Origin of the sequence: Caulobacter sp. BP25, from assembly GCF_002737755.1 — a bacterium.
Classification (GTDB): domain Bacteria; phylum Pseudomonadota; class Alphaproteobacteria; order Caulobacterales; family Caulobacteraceae; genus Caulobacter.
Window position 1 is genome coordinate 173,096 of the sequence record NZ_PEGH01000009.1, and the last position, 23,170, is coordinate 196,265.

Consider the following 23,170-nt stretch of genomic DNA (forward strand, 5'->3'; position numbering starts at 1 on the left):
GCCGAGTGGTTCCTTCGGAAACGCCGGGCTGAACCCTTGGTAGGGCTCCGCGCGTTGACACCAGGCGCGGGCGCCACGATGGTCCCGGCCCGCAACGCCGCCCCGGAGCCCGTCTTGAGCAACATCCTGCACGCCATGCTGGGCAAGGGGCTGGGCGGTCTGGAGCAGGTCTTCCTCGACTATCAGCCGATTCTGGAAGCCTGGGCCGCGCGCCACGGCGGGCGCTGCATCGGCGTGGTGCGCCAGGGCGGCAAGGTCGCGGCCGCGCAAGGCTCGCGCACGCCGCCACTCGCGACCATGCCGGCCTACACCGACTGGGATCCGCTGACGGTCGGCGCGGCCAGGGCCTTGGTCCGCGCGGCGCGGCCCGACCTGATCCTCAGCCACGGCCAGCGTCCGGCCCGGGTCTTCGCCAAGGTCGCGCCGGTCGGCGCCGTCCAGGCGGTCTGCGTGCACAAGCCGGTGTTCGATGTCCGCCCGGGCGTCCACTATCTATGTGTCGGCCAGCATCTGGCGCGGCTAGCGGTCGAGCGTGGCGCGCCCGCCGACCACGTCCATTTCATTCCCAACGCCGTGACGCCGCCCACGGCGCGCGCCGAACCCTTCACGCGGTCCGAGGGGGCGATCCGCATCGTCGCCGCCGGTCGCCTGCATCCCAAGAAGGGCTTCGACGTCCTGATCCGCGCGGTCGGCAAGCTGCGCGCGTGGGACCTGGATGTGGTCTGCGAGATCGCCGGCGAGGGCGATGAGCGCGGGGCGCTGGAGAGCTTGATCCGCGAGCTGGACCTCGACCCTTGCGTCAAGCTGGTCGGCTGGACCGACGACGTCGCCGGCTTCCTGGCCACGGGCGACCTCTTCGCCTTTCCCTCGCACCAGGAGGGCTTTCCACTGACCCTGCTGGAGGCGATGGCGGTCGGCCTGCCCGTGGTCGCCTCCGAGATCGAGGGACCGGTCGAGATGATCAAGGAGGGCGTCAACGGCCGCCTGGTCCCGGAAGACGACGCCGATCGCCTGGCCGAGGCGCTGGGTGAGCTGATCGGCGACCGCGACGGCGCGCGACGATTGGGCCAGGCGGCCCGAACCTTGGTGCTGGAACAGTACGGTCCCGACCAGCTGGCGCGGCGCTTGGAAGCGGCGCTGGACCGAATGCTTTCGTAGAGCGCGGGACGTAGGCGCTGGGCGAAAGTGTGTGCGGTTTCGCCGCCCGAAGCGCGCAGACTCTAAGACTTGATGCGAAGCGCGCTTGGGCGTATGACCCCCGTCCGTCCTGGCGATGGCTGGGTAGCTCAGATGGTTAGAGCGGTGGATTCATAACCCACAGGTCGGCGGTTCGATCCCGCCCCCAGCCACCAATCGGAACCCACTTTCGTTCCGATTTTCTTCCCAGGACGGTCTCATGAAATCCGCGAGGCGGCCGACGAGCGTGATCTCGATCGGCGCGCCGCGCGCCTGGTCGAGCGGCTTGATCTCGATGCGGTCGATCAGGCCGCGAACCAGTTCAATGACCCTTCGGTCGTCGGCGGTCGGCCGCCCGTCCTTCAGCTCGGCCAGGCGCTCCTGCAGGGCGCGGACCTGCTCTGCGTAGAACTCGGCCGCGCGGGGATGGAGCGTAGTCGGCGCCTTGTCGTCGGCGGCGCTCAGCTGCGCCTCGAGCTCGGCCTTCTCGGCCTCGGCCGACACCAGGCGCGCGCGCATCGCCGGCGTTTCCGTGCCCTCGCAGATGGCGTCGACCAGGCGCGCGATCGAGCGGTTCAGTTCGGCCAGGCGCTTCTCGAGCGGCGCGCGGCGCGCGCGATCGGCGGCCGCCGCGGCTTCGTACTCGGCGTGATAGGCGCGGACGTAGGCGGCGACGGCCGCCGGCGACAGCATCTTGGCCCGCAGGCCTTCCAGGACGCGATCCTCGACCTCGGCGCGTTTGATGCTGCGGCGGTTGTGGCACGACCCGACGCCCTTGCCGACATAGACGGAACAGACCAAGCGCCCCGGCCCCTTGATCGTGTAGTTGCCGCCGCATTCGGCGCACTTGAGCAGGCCGGAGAAGAGGCCCGGCTTATGGCGGTTGGCCAGCTGGGGCGCGCGGCTGGGCCCGGTAATTGCGAAGCGCGCCTGGACGGCGTCCCAGTCGGCCTGGTCGACGATGCGCAGGCGCGGGACGTCAACGCGCTTCCATTCGCTCTCGGGCCGGATGCGCTGGACGCGCTTGCCCGTGGCGGGGTCCTTCTTGAGGTCGAAGCGGTTCCAGACCTTGACGCCGACATAGAGTTCGCAGCGCAGGATCCCGTTTGCCCGCTGGCGGGAGCCGATCACCGACGTCGCGCCCCAGGTCCCGCCGCTGGGGGACGGGATCTTGTCGTCGTTGAGCACGCCGGCGATCTCGACGGCGGTCAGGCCCTGGGCATAGCCCTGGAAGATCCGGCGCACGACGGCGGCCTCGTCCTCGACGATCGACATCTCCCCGCCCGGCGCCGAGCGATAGCCGTAGATCCGCGCGCCGGTGGCTAGGCCCTTCTCGGCGTTGGCGTGCATACCGCGCTTGGTCTTGGCGGACAGGTTGTCGAGATAGAGCTGAGACATCAGCCCCTCGATCGCGACATCCATCAGCTGGACGCGATCGGTGCGCAGGGTGGCGATTCCGATCCCGAGGTAGGACAGACGCTCGAACGCGCGGGCGTTGTCGGCGAGGTTGCGGAACAGGCGGTCCTGGTGCTCGACCAGGACCAGGTCGAAGGCGCGCTGTTCGGCGGCCGCCATCAGCATGTTGACGCCCGGCCGGTTGGCCATGTGCGCGCCAGAGATGGCCGCGTCGGTAAAGGTGGCCGCGATCGTCCAGCCCCGCGCCTCCGCATGACGCGTGCAGATGGCCAGCTGGTCGGCGATCGACGCTGGGTTCTGCTTGTCGTCGGAATAGCGGGCGTAGAGCGCGACGCGCATGGCTAGAGAGCTTTGGACTCGGTCCGCCCAGCCGCGCGCTGGGCGGCGGCATAGTCGCGGCGAGCGTTGGCGCGCGCAAGGGCCTGGATGATGGCCAGGATCTCGGGCTCGAGTTCCTCCCCCGGCGCGGTCGGCCGGTCATATCCTCGCGCGCGCTGGGTCATTCGCAAAGCGGCTCGTCGACCAAATCGACAAGGCCGCGATCCATGCCGCAGTACAAGCAGTACACGACGCCTTGGACGTCGCGGGGGACAGCGACGTCCTTGTGGCAGTCCGCGCAGATACCTCCCTTGGGGTGGTGGTCCAGCTGGGCGAGATTCCGCAGATGCCACGGCCAGCAGACGTTGGCGGCCCGGGTCATCGGCTTGCGACCTCCAGCTCGAGGCCGGTCCAGGGGCGCGCCCGACGGATGGCGGCGACGTAAGAAGCTGGCCACCGAACCTGCGCAAAGGCGCATCGCCGGCAGAGCGGATCGCAGTCGGCGAACATGTCGAACGACGGCTTCCACCAGATCTGGTCGCCGGCGGGAATGACGCCGTCGCCCGGGCAAGCCGAGCATGTGTCGTTGATCCCGTCGGCGACCTGGTCGTCGAGGTCGAAGTGGGCGCCGAAGAGTGTTGCGCTGCCGCGCCGCGTGGAGCGGGCCGGAGCATCGGTGTTTGATTCATCCGCAACAGCGCAGGCCGAGCAGAGGTCAAGGCCGATCCAGTGGCACGGAACGCCGCCGACGACGCAAGCGCGGTCATCGGTGCACCCGCAGATCCTGCAGGCGCGGATCATCGCCCAGCCTCCGTCCTGGCTTGATGCCTGGCCAGGGTCATCAGGCGCCCCGTTATCGAATTGTGCCGTCGGTCTAGGGCCTTCGCGATCGCGCTCACGCTCGCGCCCTGCGCCTCCATTTCCAGGAGCTTGGCGTCATCCTCAGCCGTGAAGCGCCGTACTGTGTGATCGCCCCGGCTGACCGATTGCGGGCCATCCGCGAGCGGTTTAAGGGCCCGAGGCTTGGGTGGTTCGGCCCCCAGCCGCAGACAGTGCCAGCTCACGGTGCCTATCGAACACCCAAGCTTCCTGGCGATCACCGCATATGACCGGCCTCGTTCTCGCATCTGCACCATTTGGTCGAAATCGCTGGGGCTAAGGCGTCGGACCATGGCCTAGTCCCTCCCCGGCATGCCGTTGTGCTCGACGCCGTCCAGCAGCCGGCCGGCGGCCTTCTTGCCGACCTCGAACATGAGCATGGAGCCCTCGCCCGCCAGATCCTCGCGCGGGTCGCCTGGGCGCGGCTGGTGGCCGTCTCTGCTCAAGACCAGGTTCGCCACCTTGCAGCGGCGACGCCCTTCCGGATTGCTCTTCGGCGCCGGGTGATAGAGATCGTCCGACATACCGTCGGCCATCTGGCTGACCGGAAGCCAGTTGCCCCATTGCTTGAACAGGAACGGGACGCCGGCGTTCGCGCAGTCGTCGCGGATCCGCGTCGCCCAGTCGGGGTGCATGGGGCGCGATCCTGGCCCGCTTTCGCCGCCGACGACGACCCAGTCGAGGCCTTCATGCCAGGGACCGTCGCCGCTGTCCCAGTAGCCGTCGCCGGCGTCGTATTCGTAGATATCGCCGGCGTTCAACGCGTCGAACCGCCAATCCATATCGGCGTCCTCGGGCACATGGATTGGCGCCTTGAGACGGGTCAGGTTCAGCGGCCCTAGCAGTGGCTCGGCCGAGATCCAGCGTTTGGCCGCCGGCGTCGCCAGCAAGATCGGGATGCGTTCGTCAGCTCTCGGTTTGTCCTCGACACTGACGCCCAGGTGAACGTTTGGCAAAGGCCAGGGGGCGTTGTCCAAGGCTGAATGGCCGGTGCCGAGCCGGCGCGCCGGCAGCGCGTCGATATATCGCTTGGCCTCGTCGGGTCGCTTCGTCAGCACCTGGTAGGTGTGATGGGCCGCCTGGGCCATGATGGCGAACACCTTGTCGATCCAGGACCAAGGCACCTGTTCGGCAAAGAGATCGGCGTGCGCGCAGACGAAGATGTTGCGCGGCCGCGTCCAGCGAAGTGGCGCCCGCAGCTCATCCTCGCGGAGACGCACTTCGCCGTTCCAGACCGGTCCAGCCTTGGTCTCGATCGTCAGGCCTTCGCGCGTGGGATGGTTCTTGAGGCGCGTCCCGGCGAGCCGCATGGCGTAGCAGTTGGTGCAGCCCGGGCTGATGACGCTGCATCCGATGATCGGGTTCCAGGTCGCGTCGGTCCATTCGATCGCGGTGCGGTCGCTCATAGTTTCTCCCCATCGAGTGAAGGGGCGGCATCGAGCATCGCGTGCCATGCCGAAACGCATGCGCTTTCGTTCGGCCCTCGCTGGCTCAAACTCGAAGCGAACCAGGCCGCGATTTCGGCTTTCGAAAGGCGGAGGCATTTCCAGTGCGCGCGCCACATGGCCTCGGAAGGATCGCGTGGAACCGCGACCCAGCCCTCCGGAAGCCCCACAACGGAAGATGCGGCGGTTACCGCCGCGCGGACCGGAAGCCCCACAACGGAAGATGCGGCGGTTACCGCCGCGCGGAACTCATCAACGGTGAATTCAAGCGGCTCGTCGTGGCGGATCTCACGGCCGAACTTGGCTGTGATGAATGCTGTTATCGAGTCGGATGCATCCACCTTTCGGTCTTGACCCGCGACAGGCGCGCCCTGCTGAGCGGCGTTGACGGCGGCGCCTGTCATTGCGCTTCGCCCTGCTCGAGGTGGCGCAGGATCAGGTCCTCGGCCAGCGCCTGAGCACCCTCCTGGCCCCAGTCGTGGCCCTTGCATCCGACCTCGATCCCTTCCGACTTCAGGTATTCGTCGAGCTCGATCTCTGCCTGCGCCTCGGCATAGGGTCGGTCAGCGCCGCCAGCGACGGCGGCATCGATCAGCAGCTGGACGAAGCGCTTCTTGGCCCGGATACGGCGGGTGATCTCGGCCGCGATCAGGGCGCCGGCCCGCGTCAGGTCCTCAATCGAGCCCTTGGGCTTCCAGTGCTTCGCCGCCCAAGGCCAGTACTCGGGCGGATCCTTGGCGATCACCGCCGGCGTTTCGCCCATGTCATAACTGCCTATCGTCGACAGGTAGCCGTGGGCTGCATTCCAGAGTTGGCCCTCTTCGTATTTGTCGTCGTCCTCGGGGCGATAGCGAAGCGGGTCCAACTGGTGATCGCGTTCACGCGCGATCAGTCGAAGTCCGGGGTCCTCGAGCGTTTGGATGATCCAGGGCTCAGGCCTGACCAGCGGCGCGCCGACCACTGCCCCGGCCTCTGTCGTGATCTTCATAGGGGTCTCCCGTTCGCATCCGAGCGATGCGGAGGAGCCACCGGCGGACCGATGGCTCGACCGAGGCGCTCAGGGTTGGCAGCTTCTGAGGGCGCAGACGGCGATCGCCACGACGATCCAGACCGCGACCGCCATGGCCGCGCGGATCGCCTGCAGTCGCCAGAGCCTCGCGCGGTCGGTCATGGATCAGACCTCCGACCGCCAGGAGGCGATCAGCACGGATCCGCAGGCGCGCAGGCAGCGGATTGCGCAGACCAGGCCGGCGACGCTCCAGGTCGCCAGCAGGAAGACGTTGATAGCGTCGGCGCCGCGCCCGGCCAGGATCGGCAACAGGGTGCTGAGGCCGAGAAGCGCGGAATAGAAGGCCAGGAAGGCGGCGAGGACCAGCTGGCCGATGAGGTGGGCCCGCTTGAAGCCAAGGCCGGCGCTCGTGGGCGCGGGCGCGGCCGGTGGGGTGGGATAGGCAGAGGTGTCGTCGTAGGCCACGGGCGTCTCCTTGGGTTTAGGCGGGGCGGTGTGCGAGCGGCGCTCGCAGCACGAGGTCCTGGGCGAAGGGCGGCAGGCGGCGGCGATCGCCGACCTGGCGCAGGCGATCGAGCGCGGCGGCCTGGTCGGTCGGCGACAGGTCGCGCAGCAGGCGGCTAAGCGCCTCGAGGCGGCGCGACAGGCTTGCCGCCTCCCGAGCGCAGGCGGCGAAGCGTTCGGCGCGCACGGCGTTGAGGGTGGACAGGGCCACCACGCGGTGACCATCGGCGATCAGGCGATAGCGCGCCGCCGCCTGGGCCGCGCGCGCCGCCGGCGTGGCGTCAAGCAGCCGCATCGGCGGGCTCCTCGGCCTCGGCGTCGGTCACGGCTTGCAGCCCCATGACCGCGTTCATGGTCGTGCAGAGCAGCTGCAGGAGCTCCGCTTCGCGCGGCTGGTACTGAAAGCCGATGTTGGCCACCAACACGCGGCCCTGGGCGTCAGCGACGCCTCGACCCTTCGGCTGCAGCGGAAACTCGACGGCCTTTTCGCGGAACGCCTTGCGCAGAGTGGCGACGCTCTCGGTCGTCAGGCCTTCGCTAGCGACGCGCTCATCCAGGGCAACGACCGCTTGTAGCCGAGCCGCGTCACGCTCCCGGATCCTCTTGGCCTCGGCTCGATCCGAGGCTTTGCCCGCCTTCGCCGCGGCCATCTTGGCCTGCTGCTCTTCTGTGTAGGCAAATGGGCTATTCAGCCACGTGGAGACGTACTGACCGCTTTGGGTCGCGGCGTTCGCCTTTTCCTCGCCCACGGCCGCCACGCGTAAGGCGTGAAGCGCGGCGATAGCGTCCGCGGCGTCGCTTTCGGGGTAGTAGATCGGCCGAAACTCCTCGGACATGAGGATCTCGTGCAGCTGATCGCTGCTGCCCATGTCTACTGAGGACCTGGGGTCGTTGAAGTTCATTGCCGTGAACTTGAGGACGCCCTGGCTGGTCAGGGCCTTGAACACCGCGTCCTTAGGCGCGTCGTGGGCGCACTCGGTTTGGAGGCCGTAGCTGAAGTGCGTGAAGGGAGCCCTGCGGCCCTTGTGCACGACCTCCGCAATCGTCATCAGGTCGATCGGCCGAAGTTGGGACGAAACCTCGTCAATGCGCTTGCGGACTTGCCGCTTGAGCCAGTCAAACTCCTCCACGCCCTTCTCGACCTGGGCGATCGCCTTTTCCGAGGCGCGATCCATCGTCGCGATCTTCTCCTGGACGTCACGGACGCCCTTCTCGGAGCCCTCGCGCGCCCGACCGAGCTTGAAGGCGATCTGGCGCGCCGACAGGCCGGTCTCGTCGCGATAGGCCTTGAGCGCCTTGGCGTCTTCGAACGGCGACAGGTCCTCACGCTGGCTGTTCTCGACCAGGCCGATGAACAGCGCCTCGGCCTTGCTGGCCTCGCGCTCGATGAAGGGTAGGCCTTCCTGTAGCGACGCCGGCAGTCGGCCCTCCGCCTGCAGCAGGCGGCAAGCGCGGACGCGGCGTTCGCCAGCGTGAAGCATCCGGTTCAGCTGGCCGGGCCTGGATGCGTAGAGAACAATCGGCTGAAGCAGTCCGCCGGCCTCGGCGATGCTGTCGGCCAGGCCTTCAAGCGCTTCCTGCGCCACCGACTTGCGCGGGTTGTCCGGGTTGTAGTCGATGCGGTCGAGCGGGAACTTGGCGATCGCGCCCGCGGGCACGAACCCGTTGGCGCGGTCGATGGCGTCCAGCGCCGCCGATCCCGCCTCGGAGCGCACCCAGCCTAGATCCGCGTCGCCCTTGATCAGGCCCTGGTCGACCAGCTTGGCGAGGTCGCGACGCAGGTTCGACCGATCTCGGCCGGTGCGCTTGGCGATCTGGTCGAACGTGTTTCCGGTGCCGGTCCAAGGCCCGCCAAGGGCCCGCAGCACATCTTCGAACGTCAAGGCGGCTGGCGTCAGCGACGTCATTCGTCGTCTCCCATGTCGGGTTGAGCGGTGATCTGGCCGGCGCCGAACGCCAGGCCGTCGGGATCGAACAGCGGCACGGCGCGGCCGCTGGTGTGGCTGTGCTCGAGGCGGACCACGGGTCGGCCGAGCGCGATGTTGAGCTGGGTGTGGGTGACGCCCCGGATCCGCGCCAGGCGATCGCCAGCGTTGGGCTGGCCCGGCGCGATCTCGATCCAGGCCAGGTCCCAAGGCTGGGGATTGCCGGCGGGCTTGGCGATGATCTGGTCGCCGGTGCGGCCGAGCTCGCGGCACAGGCCCCAGGCCACACGCCGCAGCGTCGGGCCATAGAGGACCGAGCGGATCTCGGGCCGGCCCTCGTAGGCGCGATAGACGATCGAGACGTCGTCGCCTTCGGCGAACTTGAGCTCGGGCGGCGGCGCGGCCGTGAAGTCCGCGCCGGCTTCGCCGCGCACCTCGACCACTTCCCCGCCCAGCGGCGCCAGCTGCGCCGCGCGCTCCGCGAAGGAGACGACGTCGGCGCTCATGTCAGGCGTTTCCCGTCGGCGAGCGCAGGGTCCTCATTCGCGCCGCCAGGGCGACCAGGTCGGTGACGGCGACGGCGTGGCGCAGGCCCGCCGCCATGGCCTTGGCGCCGGGCAGCGTCGCGTCGTGCTCGAGCGCGACGGCGGTTAGGATCGCCTCGTCCGTGTCGAGCCGAACGGTGCGTCCGCCGGCGTGCAGGCCGATGATCTGACGCGGTGGCGCGTCGGCGGACAGAACGACCAGGGGGGCGGTGAAGATCGTCACCGCCGGCGCGGTTTCGAAAGCGGCCAGGGCGCTGGCGACGCGCGCCTCGGTGGCGGCAAGGGCGGCGGGGCGGGCCATCAGCCTTCCTCCCCGTCGATCGCTTCGCCCTGGCCCGCGCTGTCGCGCGCCATCAGCTCGACCAAGCCCAAGACCGCGCCGCGCTCGCGCGAGCCGATCGCTTGCAGTGCTCGGGCCAGGGCCAGGCCATGCGGCAGGCTGGCCAGGATGAGGACGGGATCCTCGGCGGTGGGCGCGGCGTCGGGATCGAGGGGGTCGCCCAGGCCTTCGAAGAAGTAGGCGATCGGGACCTGCAGCGCCTTGGCGGTGTCGTAGAGCTTGCTGGCGCTGACGCGGTTGTCGCCGCGCTCGTACTTTTGCACTTGCTGGAAGGTCAGGCCCAGCGCGTCGCCCAAGTGGGTCTGGCTGAGACCCAGCAGCTTGCGGCGAAGGCGGATGCGCGCGCCGACGTGTTTGTCGACCGGCTCGGGCTGGGTGCGAGCGTCGCTCGTATCATCGAAGGCCATCGGTTGTTCTCCCTCAGGCCTCGCGCCGCCTCCCAGACATCCCCGGGCGGCGGCCGGGGACCTGGTCGGCCTCTCCGAAACGACGAGGGGGCGTCGTGAGTCGGCGCGAGGTTGTGGATGATATGGATGGAGTTATTTTCCATTGTCAACGTCCACGTCGCATTTCCACATCTTCCACGGACAGCCGTGCATTGATCGCGCACCATCCTGTCGGCTGGGCCTGGAACTGGAGGGTGGGCGATGATGGGATTGGCTATCGGTGCGGCGCTATTGGCCGCGCCAAGCGAGGTCACTAAGCGCGTAGAGTTCGATCCAGCGACGGTCGCGTGGTCAAAGACGCAGGGCGTGTCGCGGATTGAAGGTCAGGCCTTCCTGAAGACGCGCGGCGGCAGCGTCAAAACCTGTGCCGGCAACGAGGTCCATCTCGTTCCGGACTCGCCGTATGGGCGCTACCGGATGCAGCTGCTCTACGGCAATCTTGAGGGAGGATTTGTCGGCCCAAACCTAACCTTAGCGCAGCGCGCAGCGGTCGAGCCGGAATTTCAGAAGTACGTCCGCACCGCCGTCTGTGATGCCGAAGGTCGTTTCAGTTTCAGTCGCCTGCCCGAAGGCCGGTACTATATCATCGCGACGGTTGCCTGGGAGGCTGCGACCGGATGGGGCGGCAGACTCGAGGTGCAAGGCGGTGGGGTCATGAAGAGCGTCTCGCTGGCGAACGACGACCAGCAATCCGTCATCGTCACTTGGTGACTAGCGGTGTAGGCGGGTCGGCAGCTCAACGGCGTGGATCGCCTTCACGCTGCTTGCGGAGTACCGCAGCTCCCCCTCTTCGCCCGGAGGGGGGTTGTACTGGAAGGCAAACACCTGGCCATCGCGTTGGCCTCGGTAATTCTTGATCAGTGCGGATCCGTCATGAAACTCGATGAGGCAGTCCTGGCCGCGACCGGGTGGCAATCCGAGCCGAGCAATCACGGATTCGCCTGCGAAGTAACGCGGCTCCATGCTGTCGCCAATCACCCGAACGACTATTAGATCGCCTATCCCATTCCAAAGTGGCGGCGCATCGACCCAGTCGATGACCTGACCAGCATTGATCGCAATGCGTTCGTTGCCGCCGGCGGCTGCGTATCCATAGACGGGAATGCGACGAGGAGCGCCCACGCGTCTCGTTGATAGGCTCTCAACCGTCGCATCGCGATCCAGCTTCTCGCCGAAAAACTCCTCGATCTTGATCAGCTCATCAGCTTTCAGCCGGCGATCGCCCTTGAGCGTCTTCGTCAGGCTCGACGGGTCGAGCCCTAGGTGACGCGCGAGGGCGGCCTGCGAGCGCTTCATGGCTCTCAGACGCTGCGGGATCTCGGTGATTTCCATAGCCGCTAGCATGGAAGATTTTTCCGCAACGCGTCCCTTGAGGTTTTTTCCAAATCAGTTCAGCCGTGGATGTGGAAATAACATCTAGACGGATTTTCCATAATGGCAACGCCCGAGACGCCTGCCGCCCTCGCTGTTCGCCTGCTGGGCCTGATTGATGTCGCCCATGCCTGTGGCCTGACGACGGACGCAGTCCGGAAATGGCTCAAGAGCAAGGGTGGCTTCATCCCAGCCCAGCACCAGGCCAATGTGCTGACGCTAGCCAGGCAAAAGGGCGTTCAGCTTCGTCCGGCCGACGTTGTTGCGGGTTGGGTCGATGCGTCTGACGCTGCGCTGCCCCTGCATTCCGCGGTGCAGGCCTAATGTCTCAGGCTCAGCCCAACAGGTCCTCTGTGAGCTCGACCTGCTCGAGGGCTTGCGCGGCTGTTGATGTCGCGAACTCGCAGAGCGCTCGCGCTCTAGCTAGAGCTGATCGCGCCTCCAAGACTTCCTCTTGCATCAGCGTGTATCGCTCGGCGCGCCCGCAGACGCATTCGCTCTTTACCCGCCCGGTCAGCAACAATCGCAAGTCGTTGAGCACGCGCTCAACGGCCTTCTCCCTTTCGCTCAACATTCGCTTTACTCCACGTGCGACAACTCGTCACACGTGCATTTCAAGGCGCGGCTTAAATTCTTCGCAACCAGAAATCACCTTTTCAGGTTGCGACAATGCGACTCAGTTGACCTTCGGTTGCATTTGCGGTTTACGGCCGATTTTCGCCGATCAGGCGAAGCTTGCACGCCAAGGGGGGAAAAACTCCCGCCCCGCGCGTCTCGGTCCCGCCGCCGCTCTGGCCGTTCCTCGTTTCGGGGAGGCGGCGGCGTGAAGGGGCCGATCTCCGAACCAATGTTGGACGACGATCGGCTGGTGGTTCAGCTTGCCGGCCGCGCGCTAGGGGTCCTGCGACGCTTCAGAGATCGTCAGCGCTCTATCCGCGATCGCGCGAAGGATCGACGCAACCTCGGCACGCCGGAAGCGCCGCTCGGGAGCGAGCCCGTCTTCGTTGCCTTCAAAGGCGAACGGGAGTGCGTCGGCCAGCACCTTAGCGGCTTCCGGGCCATGGTCCCCCATTCTGTCCGCGATCAGGAAGGTCACGGCAAATCGGAGCGCTTCGATCTCTGCCTCCGGCGATGGCCGACCTTTTTCCATTTCAGCTGCTCCGTGGTGGGTGACGGCTCCATGGAAAGCCGAGTCGGCGGGAGCGGCCAAACCGCCTCCGCCGGCGAGGGCCTCGCCGTGCGAAACCTGACGGTTGCCCTTGCGCGCGATCTAGTTTCGGGGAGGTCCGGTCGTGACGTTCGGCGATAAGGTTCTGACCGGCTTCAGGCCTGGTGACACGGTTTGGCTAGGCGTCGGCCGCGCCCTTGACATTGACATTGCCCGTTTGCGCGCTGAGCTTCTTCGAGGCTTCACCCAGCTTGTCGAGGACCAGGTTCCGCCCTCGCGTGAACTGGTCGCGCCGAATTGGCCGGCGATCTCGGCTGCTAATGCCGTTGACCGTGGCGGCCGCGATCCTTGGGCCCATGCTGGCGGCGTACATGTAGTTGCGCACTGCGGGCTCAAGCCTGTCGATGTTCTTGAAGGCGTCAGCGCCCGCGCTGAGGATCGCGGCGTCAAGCTGAACATGGGTGTCCACGACACCAGTCAGAAAATCCAAGATGCGCTGCTGGCGCGCGACGGTGGCTTCCAGGCGCTTCACCTGCGCCTTGAGTTCACTGACTTCACTCATCGGTTCGGTTCCTTTCAGTTGAGCATCGGAAGGAAACCGCGAGTCGGCGGGGGCGGTGAACCCGCCTCCGCCGAGGGCGGTGACGCATGAAGCGCCGTCTGCCCGAGCCCAGCGCAGAGGATCTGGCCAAGTGGTCGAGGTTGACCAAGGCCGCCCGCGCCCAGGCGAATACGCCCCTGGCCTGGGCCGGAGACCTGGGCAAGCGCGCCAAGTCCGCTGGCCGCGCCCAGGTGCCGCCGGCCTTCTGTTTCAAGGGCTCTCCGTTTCAGCGCCTTGTCGAGCTCGGCAAGGTCTTCGCAGGCCTTCATCCCGATCAGCGCGCGACGCGCGCGGCTGACCTGCAAACCCTGGCCGACCAGGTCGACTCGGCTCTGGCCTCCCGGCCGACCCTGCGCCGGCGCGCGGATCTGGACGACTGACATGCGTCCACGCCGCGCCTTCACCGTTGAACAGGCTCGCCGAAAGGAAGCGATGACGCCGCATGTCCGGTGTCGTCGGCTGGCCCTGCAGGCGCTGCGCCTGGGCGGCGAGGCGCTGGGCGAGTTGAACGGCGCGCGGCCCGATCCGACAGGCGCGGCTCGCTGGAGCCTGATCGGCTTCAGCGACGAGCTGGCCAATGCGCCGCCAATGCTGCCGGCGGCCTTGAACACGCCCGACGGGCTGCGGGCCTGGGCGGTGTTGATCGCCTGCGGCCGCGCCTTCGTCGCTGCGACGCCCCGCGGTCGCAGGGGCTTCGCGCCCGCGCTGATCGCGGCCGCCCAGTTGGTCGAGGATATGTTCCAGGAGCCGCGCTCGTGACCCAGCTCACCAAGAAGGACGTCGAGATCCTCAACCTGAAGGCCGCCCGCATGTCGACGGCCTCGATCGCCATGATGACCGGCTGGTCGGAGGCCAAGGTCTATAACCGGCTGACCGATCTGCGCGTGTTCTCGGCGGCCGACGCCCTGGAGCGCCTGGCTGGCGGCTCGGCGTTCAGCCTGGCCGGGCTCAGCGCCTTCGCGGCGCCTGAGTTTGGCCTGCTCCTGTCGGCCATGGCCGCGGCTGTCGCCGAGGCCGTCCACCGCGCCCCCTTGCCCCCGGCCCGCGAGGTTCCCCTCGTTGCGCCCGCGCGACCGGCGCCCACTCCGGCCCGCGTCCCGCGCGCGCCGCCGAAGCCGCGCGCCGAGGCGCGATCTGCCGTTCAGCCTTCCACGGACCGCGCGGCGATGGCCGCGCATCGTCCCAGGTCCGTGGCGCCCATGCCGACGTCGAAGCCGCTTTCCTCCCCTCGAGGCGCGCTGAGGCTCAGGCCCGTCAGCCAACGGGTCGCGGTATGGGCAGGCCACTTCCGCCGGGCGTCGTGGCCCTTGGCGGAAGTGGCCGACCTTTTCGATGTGGCCGAGGACGACCTGGCGCTGGCGTTGGGCGAGGCCGCATGAGCTCAAAGCCCTCCCGCGCCGTGATGGAAGGCCGCGCGCCTGCGCTCGTAGAGCTGGACGACGCCAAGACCGCCCTCTATCGCGCCCTGGACTTCTTCCCGACCCCGCCATGGGCCGGTCGCGCCGGCGGCGAGGTCGTGCTGCGCGCCGATCCCTTGGCCCAGTCGATCGACGAACCGGCCTGCGGCGAGGGCCACATGGCCTTGCCGCTTGGCGAGCGCTTCCGCGTGCGCCCCACCGATATCCATCCGCACGGCTTCGGTGGGGTCGAGGACTTCCTGGATCCCCGCGCCAGGGCCAGCCAGATCCGGCCCGACTGGGTCGTCACCAATCCGCCGTTCAAACACCTCGACGCCTTCGTTGAGCGCGGCCTGCAGGTCGCGACGCGCGGGGTGGCCTTGCTGCTGCGCACGACGGCGCTGGAGAGCGAAGGCCGGTACGACCTCATGCGTCGGCTCTCAGTGCAGGAGACGTTCTCCGAGCGCGTTTCCATGCGCCTCGGCTACTGGGATCCGGACGGCAGTTTCGCGACCGCCTACTCCTGGTTCGTCTGGATGCGTCCCGAGGCCGAGGCGGCCTCGCCGATGGCCGAGGCGATCGGCGCCTGCCGCCGCGCGGGGGGCTGGCTGAGCGCGCTGATCCCGCCAGGCACCAAGTCGCGCCTGTCTCGCCGCGAGGATATCGCCCGCTTCGCGCCGCCGGCGCCCATGCCGCTGTTCGACGGCCTCGATCCTACGAGCGGCGCTCGCATGGGGGCCCCATGAGCGACCAGGACCTTTTCGATCGCGCCAAGGCCCGGATCTCGATCGAGGATCTGGCGGGCAAGGTCACCAAGCTGCGGGGTAACGCCAACCAGCAGCGGGGCGCGTGCCCGATCCAAGGCTGCGGGTCGAAGTCCAAGACGGTCCCATTCGCGGTGTGGCCGAAGACGGGACGTTTCCGCTGCTACAGCTGCGGCGCCTGGGGCGATGTGGTCGATCTCGAGCACCAGCTGGGCGGCGGATCCTCGGCCGACGCGGCCCGCCGGCTGCTGGGCGAGGGTTTCCAGCCCTCCAAGCCGCGCCGGGCTTACACGCCGGAAGATCGCCAGGCGGATGACCGCAAGCGCCAGAGCTTGGCGCAGCGCATGTGGCGGGAGGCGCGTCCTATCCTGGGCACGCTCGCCGAGAAGTACCTGCTAGGCAGGGCGATTCACCCCGCCGTCGTGGCGCGCGCGGCGGCGCGGCTGCGGTTTCATCCCGCCGCTCTCCACAGCTTCGACGAGGGCGCCCAGGACTGGGTTCGGGCGCCAGCGCTGATCGCGAGCGCCGAGACCGAGCGCGGCCCGACCGGGGGCGTCCATTGCACCTACCTGCTGCGGGACGGCTCGGGTCGCGACAAGGCCCTGGGCAAGAAGATGTGGGGCGTCCACGTCGGGCGAGACGGACGGCCTGCCGGGGCCTGGCTGATCGGCCCGGAGCTCGAGGGTTTCGCCTGGACGCCGCTTGTCCTCGGCGAAGGGATCGAGACGACGCTTTCCCTGGCTTCGTTGGCTTGGATGCAGGGCCGTCGCGTTCGGGCGGTGGCGGCGCTTTCGCTGTCTCGCCTGCAGGGCGGTGTCGAGCGCGATGATCAGGGCTGCCTCGATCTCGATCATCCCAAGGCCGACTTGAGCGTCCGGCCTTTCATCTGGCCTCCGCCGGGGGCTCAGCCGTGGCCTGAGGTGTTGGTCGGGATCGATCACGACATGAAGCCCCTCAAAGTCATGGGGCGAACCGGCCGGGGTCGATCCGTGCCGATGATCTTGGACGCGGAGGCGCGAGCGGCCCTCTGCGCATCCCTCGTGAAGCAGCACTGGCGGGCGGCCGGCGAGCCGAACGTCCGCACTCTGCTGCCGCCGCTCAACAGCGACTGGAACAACGAATTGCAACGCCGTGTCGAGCGTGAGCTCGCGCGGTCGGGGGCGTGCGCGTGACGGAAGAGACTGCCAACGATTTCGACGATTTCGGCGGGGAGGCGCCGGCCCAGGACGCCGGCGAGCCCGCGGGTTATGAGCGGCTGAACCTGGTCGAGCCCGAGGACGGCGGGGACGCCGATGACGACACCGGAAAGGGCTTGAAGGGCTTCCCCAATCCGGAGGTCGAGGAGTGTCCAGTGGTCCCGCTGGGCCACTACGGCGGCAAGGTCGTGTTCGCCATGCCCGAGGGCGAGATCCGGCATGAGGCGGCCGCCAAGATCGGGCAGATGCTGCGCGGCGATATCTTCGCCAGCGAGGCCGGATCCTCGTTCCTGACGTACTGGCGCGACAAGGCCGACAAGTTCCATCGCGAGCTCGCGGCGATCTGGTTTGTCCGGAAGTGCCGCGAGGCCGGCTATTGGGACGCCAACCGAGAGGTTCGCTTGCTGGGTGTGTGGCCAGGCGCGGAAGGCGCGCCCGTCCTTCACCTGGGCGACGAGGTCTGGCTGTTCGGCGGCAAGAAGGTCGAGAAGCGGTCGGTCGCCGACATGATGCGGGCCAAGAGCGGTCCGCTCTATCGCGTCAAGCCGCCGGCGCCGAGGCCGGCAACGCGCGCCACGGCCGCCGACGGCGCCTGGGTTCGTGAGCAGCTGGACCTCTGGGCGTTCGAGGATCTCGATGGCGAGGGGCTCACGGGCGCGGACATTCTGGCCGGCTGGCTCTTGCCGGCTCTGCTCGGCGCCGTCGCCCCGTTCCGTGGGCACTTGATCCTGTTCGGGCCTCCGGAGGCCGGCAAGACGACCCTGATCAAGTTCATGCGCGAGCTGGCTTCCGCGCTGGCGGCCGAGGTGCTGGACAGCTTCTCCGAGGCCGGCTTCCGCGCCGACATCTCGGGCATGGCCCGCCCTGCCTTCCTGGATGAGGCCGAGGCCGCGTCCGATGGCAACGGGCCAGGCCCCGTCGAGCAGGCCCTCGGCGTCCTGCGCAGCATGGCGACCGATCGCGGCATGGTGCGCAAGCAGGGCGGCATGGACGGGGGCACCCTGACCCAGACCGCCGTCGGCGCGGTGATGTTGGGCGCGGTGACGCCGCCAAAGCTCGAGTCGGCCGACGCCACGCGGATGGTCGAGATCCGCCTGCGGCCCATCCCCCGCACCCCCGAGGGCGGCAAGGATTCGTCGTCGGACGTGAAGACCGCTCGGGAAAGGGCGCGCAAGTTGGCCCCGGCCCTGCTGGGCAGGGCGCTGCTGGGCGCGGGCCGCTACCTCGAGGACGTAGCGACCATCAAGGCAGCGCTGCGGCGGGCGGGCGAGAGCCCGCGAACGGGCGATCTGGTGTCGATGCTGGCGGCGGGCCGAAGGCTACTGCTCTTCGACAAGGCACTGACGCCGGAAGAGGCCGACGAGGAAGTGGTGTTCTGGTCGCCGCTGATCCGCCAGCGCCTCGCCCAGGACGGGGTCAAGAACGTGGGCGCCGAGGCCTTCGCCCATCTGATGGCGGCGGAAAGTTCGCTCTACAGGTCGGATCGCCGGCTCTCGATCGGCGCGATGGTCGAGCGCCTGGTCAAAGGCGATCGCGACTATGTCGACGTGCTCAAGGGCTATGGGTTGCAGCTGTGGGAGGATAGCGACCCACAGGCCTGGGAGGCCGCCCGTGGCGGGCCACAGGGGCGGCCTGGGCCTTTCCTGATCGTCTCGAACAGCCATCCGGCCTTGGAGAAGATTTTCGCCGGCACGCGATGGCGTGACTGGCGACGCTCGCTCTCGATCCTGGATGACCTTGGCGACGCCTTCCGCACCTGGCCGACCAAGCCCCTGCGCTATGGCGCGGGCGTGAAGCAGCGCGGCCTCGCCATCCCCCTCACCCCCTTGTTGGACGGCGTGCCCGGTGGCGGGCGTACCAGGGTCGTTCCTACCAGCGTTCCGGAGGAAGACATTGTCTGGTAAGCGAAATCCGCCGCCCGGAACGGGTGGAACGCATGGAACGGTATCCTCTCTCCTGCATGAGCAGGCGGGCGCGGGAACATGCATGTCCGTTCCATGCGTTCCATCCGTTCCACCTTCTATTTCTTTTAAGACTATCAAAGAGATAGATAGGAACGGTCCCCGGAACGCCCCGGAACGCCGCTCGTGGTATGTCGCTCAGGTGGCCGCGAAGATGGAGATGCAGGCCGTCGAGCTGCTCGATGGCCAAGGCGTTCCGGCCTATTGCCCCGTCGAGACCCACCTGAGCCGTCACTCCCAGGCTCGCCGCCGGAAGCGCTACATGATCCCGCTGCTACCGCGCTATCTGTTCGTCCGCTTGCCGGTCGAGGGCGATGGCGCTGTCGGTGGCATGGACGCGGTCCGCAAGGCCCTGGGCTCGGCGTTCCTCGGCCTGGTGGCGGTGGCGGGCAATCCGCGCCCGGTGGCCGATCGTTGGATCGAGGCCCTGTCGCTGGCCGAACGGGCTGGCGCGTTCGACTATCAGCCCCGTGGCCGGCCGAACTACGCCAAGGGTGAGCAGGTCCGGATCATGACCGGGGCCATGGCCGGCCGCATCGCTGAGATCGTGGCCAACAAGAACGGCCGCCTCAAGTTGGTGCTCGAACCGCTCGATGCCCGAGGCCAGGTGATCGACAACGCCCGTCCCTTGCGGGTGAAGGTCGAGCCCGACGCGGTCGAGCCCGCCAACCCGACACCGGCCGCGCCGCCCGAGACGGGCCTGTGGCCGCCCGCGCCTGATATCACTCCATAACCCCACCTATTGCGTTCGGCCTCGAATAGCGGCACAAGATGGGCCAATGGCCCCGCTATCCGGGGTCGCGGACGATGGCCCAGGGCTTCAGCCCGATAAGACCGACCGCCCTCGAGCGGCAGGCCACCCGGTTCGGAGGCAAGGCAAGCGCCCAAGCCCTCCCGAGCGCGCTAGCGCAGCATTGCCGGAAGCCAACCCACTGAACCACAAGGGCTTTTTTGCCCTCCGACACTCCGCCCCATAGGGTTCGACGGGTCCTTCCCTGGCCGCCCGGCGTATACGGTACAACGGAGCGCGACCTCGAAATGATCGCTCCATCGGCGAAAACATTATGAGTGCCAACCACTTATAGCCCCGGAGGTCTGCCTTATGACCGCCGAAACCCCCGAAAATACGGCTGGCTGGGTCTCTCAAACGGAGGCCGTCCGCCTCCTGGCCGAGCGTGGCGACGAAATCAGCCAGCCGGCGCTCAGCCAGTACCTGAAAAAGCACCCCGAGGTCGCCCGCCAGGACCAAGGACCGGGCAAGCCTACGCGAATCGATTTTCCCAGCCTGGTGCGTTCGCGGGCGACGCGGCGCGGACGCGGTCCGTCGTCGACGCCGACGCCGGTCCAGGACCTTCCGCTCGGCGATGCTCCGCCCCTGGTGCTCGTCGCGTCGCAACCCGACGCCGCGACGGCCGCTGACGCTCCGGCCTCCGATCCGCCGCCCCGGGATTCGACGTTCAGCAACGAGCTGGCCAAGCGCAAGGCAATTGCCGAGACCGAGACTGCGGAGTTCAACGCGCGATCGGCGCGGATCCGCGCGCAGGAACTTGAGGGTCGCCTGATCGACAAGGACGTCGCCCAGTTGGCCTTCCAGGCCGCCGGCGTGGCGCTGATGCGGGCCATGGAGGACAACCGCCGCCGGACGCTGGATGACATCCGAGTCGCGCGCGACGGTCGCGAAGCCGACCAGGCGATGCGGAAGTACGAGACCACGGTGCGAGCGGCGTTCGCATCCGCCCTAAGCGACCTGGCCCTGGCGGCCGATCCGGTGGCCCTGGCCGCTCAATGAGCTTTTCCTGGACGGGCGGCGAGGCCAAGGCCGCCGCCGCGCTCTTCCTGGCGCTCGCTCAGGTCGTCGCGCCCATGCCCGATGAGCCGATCTACGTCTGGGCCGAGAACCGGGTCTACATTCCGGCCGAGGCGAACACCTCTCGGCCGGGTCTGCTGTCGTGGGACGGCGTCGAGTACTGCCTCGAGCCGCTGGAGCGCCTGAAGTTCGACGATCCCGCGCCGCGCGTGCCCGTGATGGCCGCCGGCCAGACCGGCAAGTCGAACATCGGCGTGGTCTGGGTGTCCTGGATCATCTGCCGTTCGCCCCGGCCCATCGGCCTGGGCCTACCCAACCGCGCCAAGGCCCAGGCCTTCAACAGCAAGAAGCTTCAGCCGGTCATCGACAAGACGGAGGACCTGCGTGACCGGGTCGTTCCGGAGGGCACCCGCAAGGCCCGCGCCTCGACGACGATCCAGAAGAACTATCCCGGCGGTTCGCTGACGATGTTCTCGGCCTCGTCGGTGAACGATCTGCAGTCGGAAAGCTTCGGCGCCTTGTGGCTGACCGAAACCCCGAACTTCAAGGCCGAGGTCGGCTCGCGCGGTTCGCCGATGACCCAGGCCCGGGTTCGCATGGACGCCTGGGAAGCCGCCGGAACCAAGGAGCTGCACGAAAGCACGCCCGGCGAGGAAGGCGAGTGCCCGATCTCAGCTGACTACCTGGCCGGCGACCAGCGCGAGATCTACCTGGCGTGCCCACACTGCGACCACAGCTTCCGGATCGACTGGGAAGACTTCGTGGTCCCGTCGGATCCGTCGGAAGAGCCCTATGTCGTGCCGCCCTGCTGCGGCCCCACGGACGGGACAATCATCCTCGAGCGCGACATGCCCGCGCTCAAGCGCGTCATCCGCCGACGCCTCGAGGCCGAAGCGATCCTGACGCCAGAGACGTTCGCGCAGATCACCGACGACCTGGCCGCCGGCTACCTGCCGACCTTCGTTTCGCAGGATCCCGCCAACCCACCTCCGCCTCGGGCGGTCCCCAAGGCGGAGTTCACCCGCTGGCGTGACCGCCCCGTCGAAGGTCGCCTCAACAGCTACCATTTCTGGCAAGTCCTCTCGCCCTTCAAGACCTGGCGCGGGATCGCCCAGGACTATCGGGACGCCGAGGGAAATCCGTCCGAAGAGGCGGCCTTCCGCCAGCAGAAGCTGGGCCTGCCGACTGTCTCGGGCGTCAAACCGCCGGACCACCAGGTCCTGGTCGAGACCGCTAAGGCGATCGGCGTCATTCCAGGCCGGATCCCGCCCGGCACATGCTGGCTTTCGGGCCAGGCCGACATCCAGGGCGACCGGATCGAATGGGCCGCCTATGCCCATGGCCCGACCTTCATGGCGCGGATCGACCGCGGCGTAATCGAGAAGGATCCTCTGACCGTCGATGCCTGGGCTGACCTCGCCGAGATCGTCAAGCGCCGGTACGAGGGCGATCACGTGCGCCCGCTAGGCTTCGACGCCTTCGGTGTGGACTCGGGCGGCGTGGAAGGCGTCACCCCTCGGGTTTACGAGTTCACCCGCGGCCGGGCGAACGTCTATGCCATCAAGGGCGCGACCAGGCCGATCCCGTCGGGCCTGCCGACCGAGCTGAAGAAGCACAAGGGCAAGGACACCAAGCAGCGGACGATCACCGTCGATCTGCTGCTAGTCGATGGCTACGTGATCAAGCGCTACATCGCGCTCGGCCTGCAGCAGTTCGTGGCCAGCGCCGAACTGACCGCGCCCTTGCCGGGCGCGATCCTGTTCGAGGACGACGCCACCGAGGAAGACTTCAAGCAGCTCACCGCCGAAGTGTTCAAACGCGCCGTCGACGCCAAGCCCGGCCAGCGAGGCGAGTGGCACCAGACGGGGCCGAACGAGCAGCTCGACCTGGCCGTCTACGGCTGGGCCTTGGCCTACCAGAAGCGCGTCCACACCTGGGACGCCGCCCGCTGGGAGATGATGTTCAAACAGCGCGCGCGCGTCGACGAGACCGCGCCCGCGCCGCTCGAGGCCCTGTGGTCCGCCGACGCCCAGCCCGTGCCGAAGGCCGAAACCGCCCCCAACCCCGGGACCGAGCGCCGGTCCCTGTTCAGCCGCCGGAGTGAGACCTGATGGCCCTTACCGCCGAGGAACAGTCGCGTCTCGAGCGGCTGAAGTCCGACTACGACAAGCTGGTCTCAGGCAATCGCGTGTCGGTCACCCAATCCTCCGGCCGCCGCGTCGAGTTCGGCCAGGCCGATCCCGGCCGCCTGAAGGCGGAGATCGACGCTCTCGAAGCCAAGGCCGCCCCCGGCGGCCGTCAACGCGGCGCCCTGCGGTTCCGCCTCTAGCCTAGGAGACTTCCATGGACGATCAAAACCCCGCCGCCGCCAATCCGGCCGACAAGATCCTGGACAACCTGGACGCCTTCGCCGGCGTCGTCGTCCAGATCCTGACCGGCGGCGCCTATCCGCTGAGCTCGGCCCAGGCGCGCCAGCTGCTGCAAGCCGAGGGCGCGCTGAAGGGCTCGACCGCGAAGGTTCGCGAACTTCTGGACGGTAGTTCCGACGAGGACTTCTCGGCCGCCGGCTTCATGGAGGGGTTCGATGGCCGTTCCGGCGTTTCCGAGGCGGTTGAGGAGCGATTGATCGCTCACAGCCAGGAGCTCTCCAAGTACCTGACCGCATTCGACGCGACCCTGCGCGAAAGCGTTCAGACCTCGCTCAACCTCGTCGGCGAGGCGCAGGGCGCTCAGCTCAAGGCGGCTGATGAGCGTTTCCATCTGCTCGAGGAACGCTTCGCCGCTGTCGAGAAGGCTCTGGCCGCCTCGAGCACCAAGACCAAGGGCGGCAAGATCGTCGAACCGACGCTGCTCGACCCGCCGGCGGCCGCCCCGGCCGCCGACGCCGCGCCGGAGGCCTAAG

The 23,170-nt window shown here is 68.0% G+C and carries 29 protein-coding genes and 1 tRNA gene; 15 read left to right on the plus strand and 15 right to left on the minus strand.

The window, feature by feature from the left end; all coding sequences use genetic code 11:
• The first annotated feature begins 114 nt into the window (after positions 1-114).
• Together CSW59_RS06715 and CSW59_RS06720 are read left to right on the plus strand one after the other, a co-directional pair.
• A complete protein-coding gene (locus tag CSW59_RS06715) occupies positions 115-1,158 on the plus strand; it encodes a glycosyltransferase (RefSeq protein WP_099443375.1) in 1,044 nt (347 codons plus the stop codon).
• A gap of 117 nt (positions 1,159-1,275) precedes the next feature.
• Positions 1,276-1,352 (plus strand) — tRNA-Met (locus CSW59_RS06720).
• On the opposite strand, the gene CSW59_RS21790 is transcribed toward CSW59_RS06720, so the two are convergent.
• From CSW59_RS21790 to CSW59_RS06790, 12 genes are all read right to left on the minus strand, one after another.
• The gene (locus CSW59_RS21790; protein WP_369825750.1) at positions 1,309-2,931 is read right to left on the minus strand and encodes a recombinase family protein; all 1,623 of its coding nucleotides are present in this window, start codon (positions 2,929-2,931) and stop codon (positions 1,309-1,311) included. The two genes, CSW59_RS06720 and CSW59_RS21790, sit on opposite strands and share 44 nt — an antisense overlap.
• A gap of 2 nt (positions 2,932-2,933) precedes the next feature.
• On the minus strand, positions 2,934-3,095 hold the full coding sequence (locus CSW59_RS20760; RefSeq protein ID WP_161495029.1) for a hypothetical protein: 162 nt from the start codon (positions 3,093-3,095) through the stop codon (positions 2,934-2,936).
• 193 nt (positions 3,096-3,288) lie between these two features.
• Complete coding sequence (locus tag CSW59_RS06740; RefSeq protein WP_099443305.1) at positions 3,289-3,711, minus strand: hypothetical protein; 423 nt, start codon at positions 3,709-3,711, stop codon at positions 3,289-3,291.
• A 374-nt stretch (positions 3,712-4,085) separates the two neighbouring features.
• Positions 4,086-5,195 (minus strand): DUF5131 family protein, encoded by a 1,110-nt coding sequence (locus CSW59_RS06750; RefSeq protein ID WP_099443307.1) that lies wholly within the window; start codon positions 5,193-5,195, stop codon positions 4,086-4,088.
• A complete protein-coding gene (locus CSW59_RS06755) occupies positions 5,192-5,638 on the minus strand; it encodes a hypothetical protein (RefSeq protein ID WP_099443308.1) in 447 nt (148 codons plus the stop codon). The genes CSW59_RS06750 and CSW59_RS06755 overlap by 4 nt, the downstream gene beginning before the upstream one ends.
• Positions 5,635-6,222 (minus strand): hypothetical protein, encoded by a 588-nt coding sequence (locus CSW59_RS06760; protein WP_099443309.1) that lies wholly within the window; start codon positions 6,220-6,222, stop codon positions 5,635-5,637. Before CSW59_RS06760 ends, CSW59_RS06755 begins: the two co-directional genes overlap by 4 nt.
• 186 nt (positions 6,223-6,408) lie before the next feature.
• Entirely contained in the window at positions 6,409-6,708 is a 300-nt protein-coding gene (locus CSW59_RS06765; protein WP_099443310.1) for a hypothetical protein, read from the minus strand.
• A gap of 16 nt (positions 6,709-6,724) precedes the next feature.
• Positions 6,725-7,042 (minus strand): hypothetical protein, encoded by a 318-nt coding sequence (locus CSW59_RS06770; protein ID WP_099443311.1) that lies wholly within the window; start codon positions 7,040-7,042, stop codon positions 6,725-6,727.
• Positions 7,029-8,654: a ParB/RepB/Spo0J family partition protein gene (locus CSW59_RS06775; protein WP_099443312.1), complete on the minus strand. Its 1,626-nt coding sequence runs from the start codon at positions 8,652-8,654 to the stop codon at positions 7,029-7,031. Before CSW59_RS06775 ends, CSW59_RS06770 begins: the two co-directional genes overlap by 14 nt.
• On the minus strand, positions 8,651-9,178 hold the full coding sequence (locus tag CSW59_RS06780; protein ID WP_099443313.1) for a hypothetical protein: 528 nt from the start codon (positions 9,176-9,178) through the stop codon (positions 8,651-8,653). The genes CSW59_RS06775 and CSW59_RS06780 overlap by 4 nt, the downstream gene beginning before the upstream one ends.
• Position 9,179: 1 nt before the next feature.
• Positions 9,180-9,518 (minus strand): hypothetical protein, encoded by a 339-nt coding sequence (locus CSW59_RS06785; protein WP_099443314.1) that lies wholly within the window; start codon positions 9,516-9,518, stop codon positions 9,180-9,182.
• Positions 9,518-9,964 carry a helix-turn-helix domain-containing protein gene (locus CSW59_RS06790; RefSeq protein WP_099443315.1) on the minus strand — a complete coding sequence of 149 codons (447 nt, stop codon included), beginning with the start codon at positions 9,962-9,964 and terminating at the stop codon, positions 9,518-9,520. Before CSW59_RS06790 ends, CSW59_RS06785 begins: the two co-directional genes overlap by 1 nt.
• Before the next feature lie 240 nt (positions 9,965-10,204).
• Between CSW59_RS06790 and CSW59_RS06795 the strand changes: the two genes are divergently transcribed.
• Entirely contained in the window at positions 10,205-10,714 is a 510-nt protein-coding gene (locus tag CSW59_RS06795; RefSeq protein ID WP_099443316.1) for a hypothetical protein, read from the plus strand.
• Here the strand turns inward: CSW59_RS06795 and CSW59_RS06800 are convergent, their stop codons facing one another.
• Positions 10,715-11,335, minus strand: a complete 621-nt coding sequence (locus tag CSW59_RS06800; RefSeq protein WP_236632169.1) for a helix-turn-helix domain-containing protein — start codon at positions 11,333-11,335, stop codon at positions 10,715-10,717.
• Between the two features lie 102 nt (positions 11,336-11,437).
• On the opposite strand from CSW59_RS06800, the gene CSW59_RS06805 reads away from it, so the two are divergent.
• Entirely contained in the window at positions 11,438-11,698 is a 261-nt protein-coding gene (locus CSW59_RS06805) for a hypothetical protein (protein WP_099443318.1), read from the plus strand.
• Positions 11,699-12,266: 568 nt separating this feature from the next.
• Here CSW59_RS06805 and CSW59_RS06815 read toward each other — a convergent pair.
• Positions 12,267-12,584 (minus strand): hypothetical protein, encoded by a 318-nt coding sequence (locus CSW59_RS06815; protein WP_143754966.1) that lies wholly within the window; start codon positions 12,582-12,584, stop codon positions 12,267-12,269.
• 136 nt (positions 12,585-12,720) lie between these two features.
• Positions 12,721-13,104, minus strand: a complete 384-nt coding sequence (locus tag CSW59_RS06820; protein ID WP_099443321.1) for a hypothetical protein — start codon at positions 13,102-13,104, stop codon at positions 12,721-12,723.
• Positions 13,105-13,190: 86 nt separating this feature from the next.
• Between CSW59_RS06820 and CSW59_RS06825 the strand changes: the two genes are divergently transcribed.
• The 11 genes from CSW59_RS06825 (at position 13,191) to CSW59_RS06875 (ending at position 23,169) form a co-directional block, all read left to right on the plus strand.
• Positions 13,191-13,523, plus strand: a complete 333-nt coding sequence (locus tag CSW59_RS06825; RefSeq protein WP_099443322.1) for a hypothetical protein — start codon at positions 13,191-13,193, stop codon at positions 13,521-13,523.
• A 1-nt stretch (position 13,524) separates the two neighbouring features.
• On the plus strand, positions 13,525-13,902 hold the full coding sequence (locus tag CSW59_RS06830; protein ID WP_099443323.1) for a hypothetical protein: 378 nt from the start codon (positions 13,525-13,527) through the stop codon (positions 13,900-13,902).
• Entirely contained in the window at positions 13,899-14,522 is a 624-nt protein-coding gene (locus tag CSW59_RS20570) for a hypothetical protein (protein WP_143754967.1), read from the plus strand. The genes CSW59_RS06830 and CSW59_RS20570 overlap by 4 nt, the downstream gene beginning before the upstream one ends.
• Positions 14,519-15,286 (plus strand): hypothetical protein, encoded by a 768-nt coding sequence (locus CSW59_RS06840; RefSeq protein ID WP_143754968.1) that lies wholly within the window; start codon positions 14,519-14,521, stop codon positions 15,284-15,286. The genes CSW59_RS20570 and CSW59_RS06840 overlap by 4 nt, the downstream gene beginning before the upstream one ends.
• Positions 15,283-16,476 (plus strand): CHC2 zinc finger domain-containing protein, encoded by a 1,194-nt coding sequence (locus CSW59_RS06845; protein WP_099443325.1) that lies wholly within the window; start codon positions 15,283-15,285, stop codon positions 16,474-16,476. Before CSW59_RS06840 ends, CSW59_RS06845 begins: the two co-directional genes overlap by 4 nt.
• Positions 16,473-18,404, plus strand: a complete 1,932-nt coding sequence (locus tag CSW59_RS06850; RefSeq protein WP_236632170.1) for an ATP-binding protein — start codon at positions 16,473-16,475, stop codon at positions 18,402-18,404. Before CSW59_RS06845 ends, CSW59_RS06850 begins: the two co-directional genes overlap by 4 nt.
• A gap of 82 nt (positions 18,405-18,486) precedes the next feature.
• Positions 18,487-19,194 carry a transcription termination/antitermination protein NusG gene (locus CSW59_RS06855; protein ID WP_099443327.1) on the plus strand — a complete coding sequence of 236 codons (708 nt, stop codon included), beginning with the start codon at positions 18,487-18,489 and terminating at the stop codon, positions 19,192-19,194.
• 369 nt (positions 19,195-19,563) lie between these two features.
• A complete protein-coding gene (locus CSW59_RS06860) occupies positions 19,564-20,250 on the plus strand; it encodes a hypothetical protein (RefSeq protein ID WP_099443328.1) in 687 nt (228 codons plus the stop codon).
• The gene (locus tag CSW59_RS06865; protein ID WP_099443329.1) at positions 20,247-22,379 is read left to right on the plus strand and encodes a terminase gpA endonuclease subunit; all 2,133 of its coding nucleotides are present in this window, start codon (positions 20,247-20,249) and stop codon (positions 22,377-22,379) included. The genes CSW59_RS06860 and CSW59_RS06865 overlap by 4 nt, the downstream gene beginning before the upstream one ends.
• Positions 22,379-22,597: a gpW family head-tail joining protein gene (gpW, locus tag CSW59_RS06870; RefSeq protein WP_099443330.1), complete on the plus strand. Its 219-nt coding sequence runs from the start codon at positions 22,379-22,381 to the stop codon at positions 22,595-22,597. Before CSW59_RS06865 ends, gpW begins: the two co-directional genes overlap by 1 nt.
• 14 nt (positions 22,598-22,611) lie before the next feature.
• Positions 22,612-23,169 (plus strand): hypothetical protein, encoded by a 558-nt coding sequence (locus CSW59_RS06875; protein ID WP_099443331.1) that lies wholly within the window; start codon positions 22,612-22,614, stop codon positions 23,167-23,169.
• Position 23,170 lies beyond the last annotated feature (1 nt).

Coding starts and splice junctions, on each gene's coding strand:
- gpW (WP_099443330.1), top strand. CDS start 22,379: ATGGCCCTTACCGCCGAGGAACAGTCGCGTCTCGAGCGGCTGAAGTCC.
- CSW59_RS20760 (WP_161495029.1), bottom strand. CDS start 3,095: ATGACCCAGCGCGCGCGAGGATATGACCGGCCGACCGCGCCGGGGGAG.
- CSW59_RS06845 (WP_099443325.1), top strand. CDS start 15,283: ATGAGCGACCAGGACCTTTTCGATCGCGCCAAGGCCCGGATCTCGATC.
- CSW59_RS06780 (WP_099443313.1), bottom strand. CDS start 9,178: ATGAGCGCCGACGTCGTCTCCTTCGCGGAGCGCGCGGCGCAGCTGGCG.
- CSW59_RS06800 (WP_236632169.1), bottom strand. CDS start 11,335: ATGGAAATCACCGAGATCCCGCAGCGTCTGAGAGCCATGAAGCGCTCG.
- CSW59_RS06805 (WP_099443318.1), top strand. CDS start 11,438: ATGGCAACGCCCGAGACGCCTGCCGCCCTCGCTGTTCGCCTGCTGGGC.
- CSW59_RS06875 (WP_099443331.1), top strand. CDS start 22,612: ATGGACGATCAAAACCCCGCCGCCGCCAATCCGGCCGACAAGATCCTG.
- CSW59_RS06825 (WP_099443322.1), top strand. CDS start 13,191: ATGAAGCGCCGTCTGCCCGAGCCCAGCGCAGAGGATCTGGCCAAGTGG.
- CSW59_RS06865 (WP_099443329.1), top strand. CDS start 20,247: ATGAGCTTTTCCTGGACGGGCGGCGAGGCCAAGGCCGCCGCCGCGCTC.
- CSW59_RS06820 (WP_099443321.1), bottom strand. CDS start 13,104: ATGAGTGAAGTCAGTGAACTCAAGGCGCAGGTGAAGCGCCTGGAAGCC.
- CSW59_RS06795 (WP_099443316.1), top strand. CDS start 10,205: ATGATGGGATTGGCTATCGGTGCGGCGCTATTGGCCGCGCCAAGCGAG.
- CSW59_RS06785 (WP_099443314.1), bottom strand. CDS start 9,518: ATGGCCCGCCCCGCCGCCCTTGCCGCCACCGAGGCGCGCGTCGCCAGC.
- CSW59_RS06755 (WP_099443308.1), bottom strand. CDS start 5,638: ATGACAGGCGCCGCCGTCAACGCCGCTCAGCAGGGCGCGCCTGTCGCG.
- CSW59_RS06790 (WP_099443315.1), bottom strand. CDS start 9,964: ATGGCCTTCGATGATACGAGCGACGCTCGCACCCAGCCCGAGCCGGTC.
- CSW59_RS06740 (WP_099443305.1), bottom strand. CDS start 3,711: ATGATCCGCGCCTGCAGGATCTGCGGGTGCACCGATGACCGCGCTTGC.
- CSW59_RS06775 (WP_099443312.1), bottom strand. CDS start 8,654: ATGACGTCGCTGACGCCAGCCGCCTTGACGTTCGAAGATGTGCTGCGG.
- CSW59_RS06860 (WP_099443328.1), top strand. CDS start 19,564: ATGACCGCCGAAACCCCCGAAAATACGGCTGGCTGGGTCTCTCAAACG.
- CSW59_RS21790 (WP_369825750.1), bottom strand. CDS start 2,931: ATGCGCGTCGCGCTCTACGCCCGCTATTCCGACGACAAGCAGAACCCA.
- CSW59_RS06840 (WP_143754968.1), top strand. CDS start 14,519: ATGAGCTCAAAGCCCTCCCGCGCCGTGATGGAAGGCCGCGCGCCTGCG.
- CSW59_RS06855 (WP_099443327.1), top strand. CDS start 18,487: ATGTCCGTTCCATGCGTTCCATCCGTTCCACCTTCTATTTCTTTTAAG.
- CSW59_RS06750 (WP_099443307.1), bottom strand. CDS start 5,195: ATGAGCGACCGCACCGCGATCGAATGGACCGACGCGACCTGGAACCCG.
- CSW59_RS06760 (WP_099443309.1), bottom strand. CDS start 6,222: ATGAAGATCACGACAGAGGCCGGGGCAGTGGTCGGCGCGCCGCTGGTC.
- CSW59_RS06830 (WP_099443323.1), top strand. CDS start 13,525: ATGCGTCCACGCCGCGCCTTCACCGTTGAACAGGCTCGCCGAAAGGAA.
- CSW59_RS06770 (WP_099443311.1), bottom strand. CDS start 7,042: ATGCGGCTGCTTGACGCCACGCCGGCGGCGCGCGCGGCCCAGGCGGCG.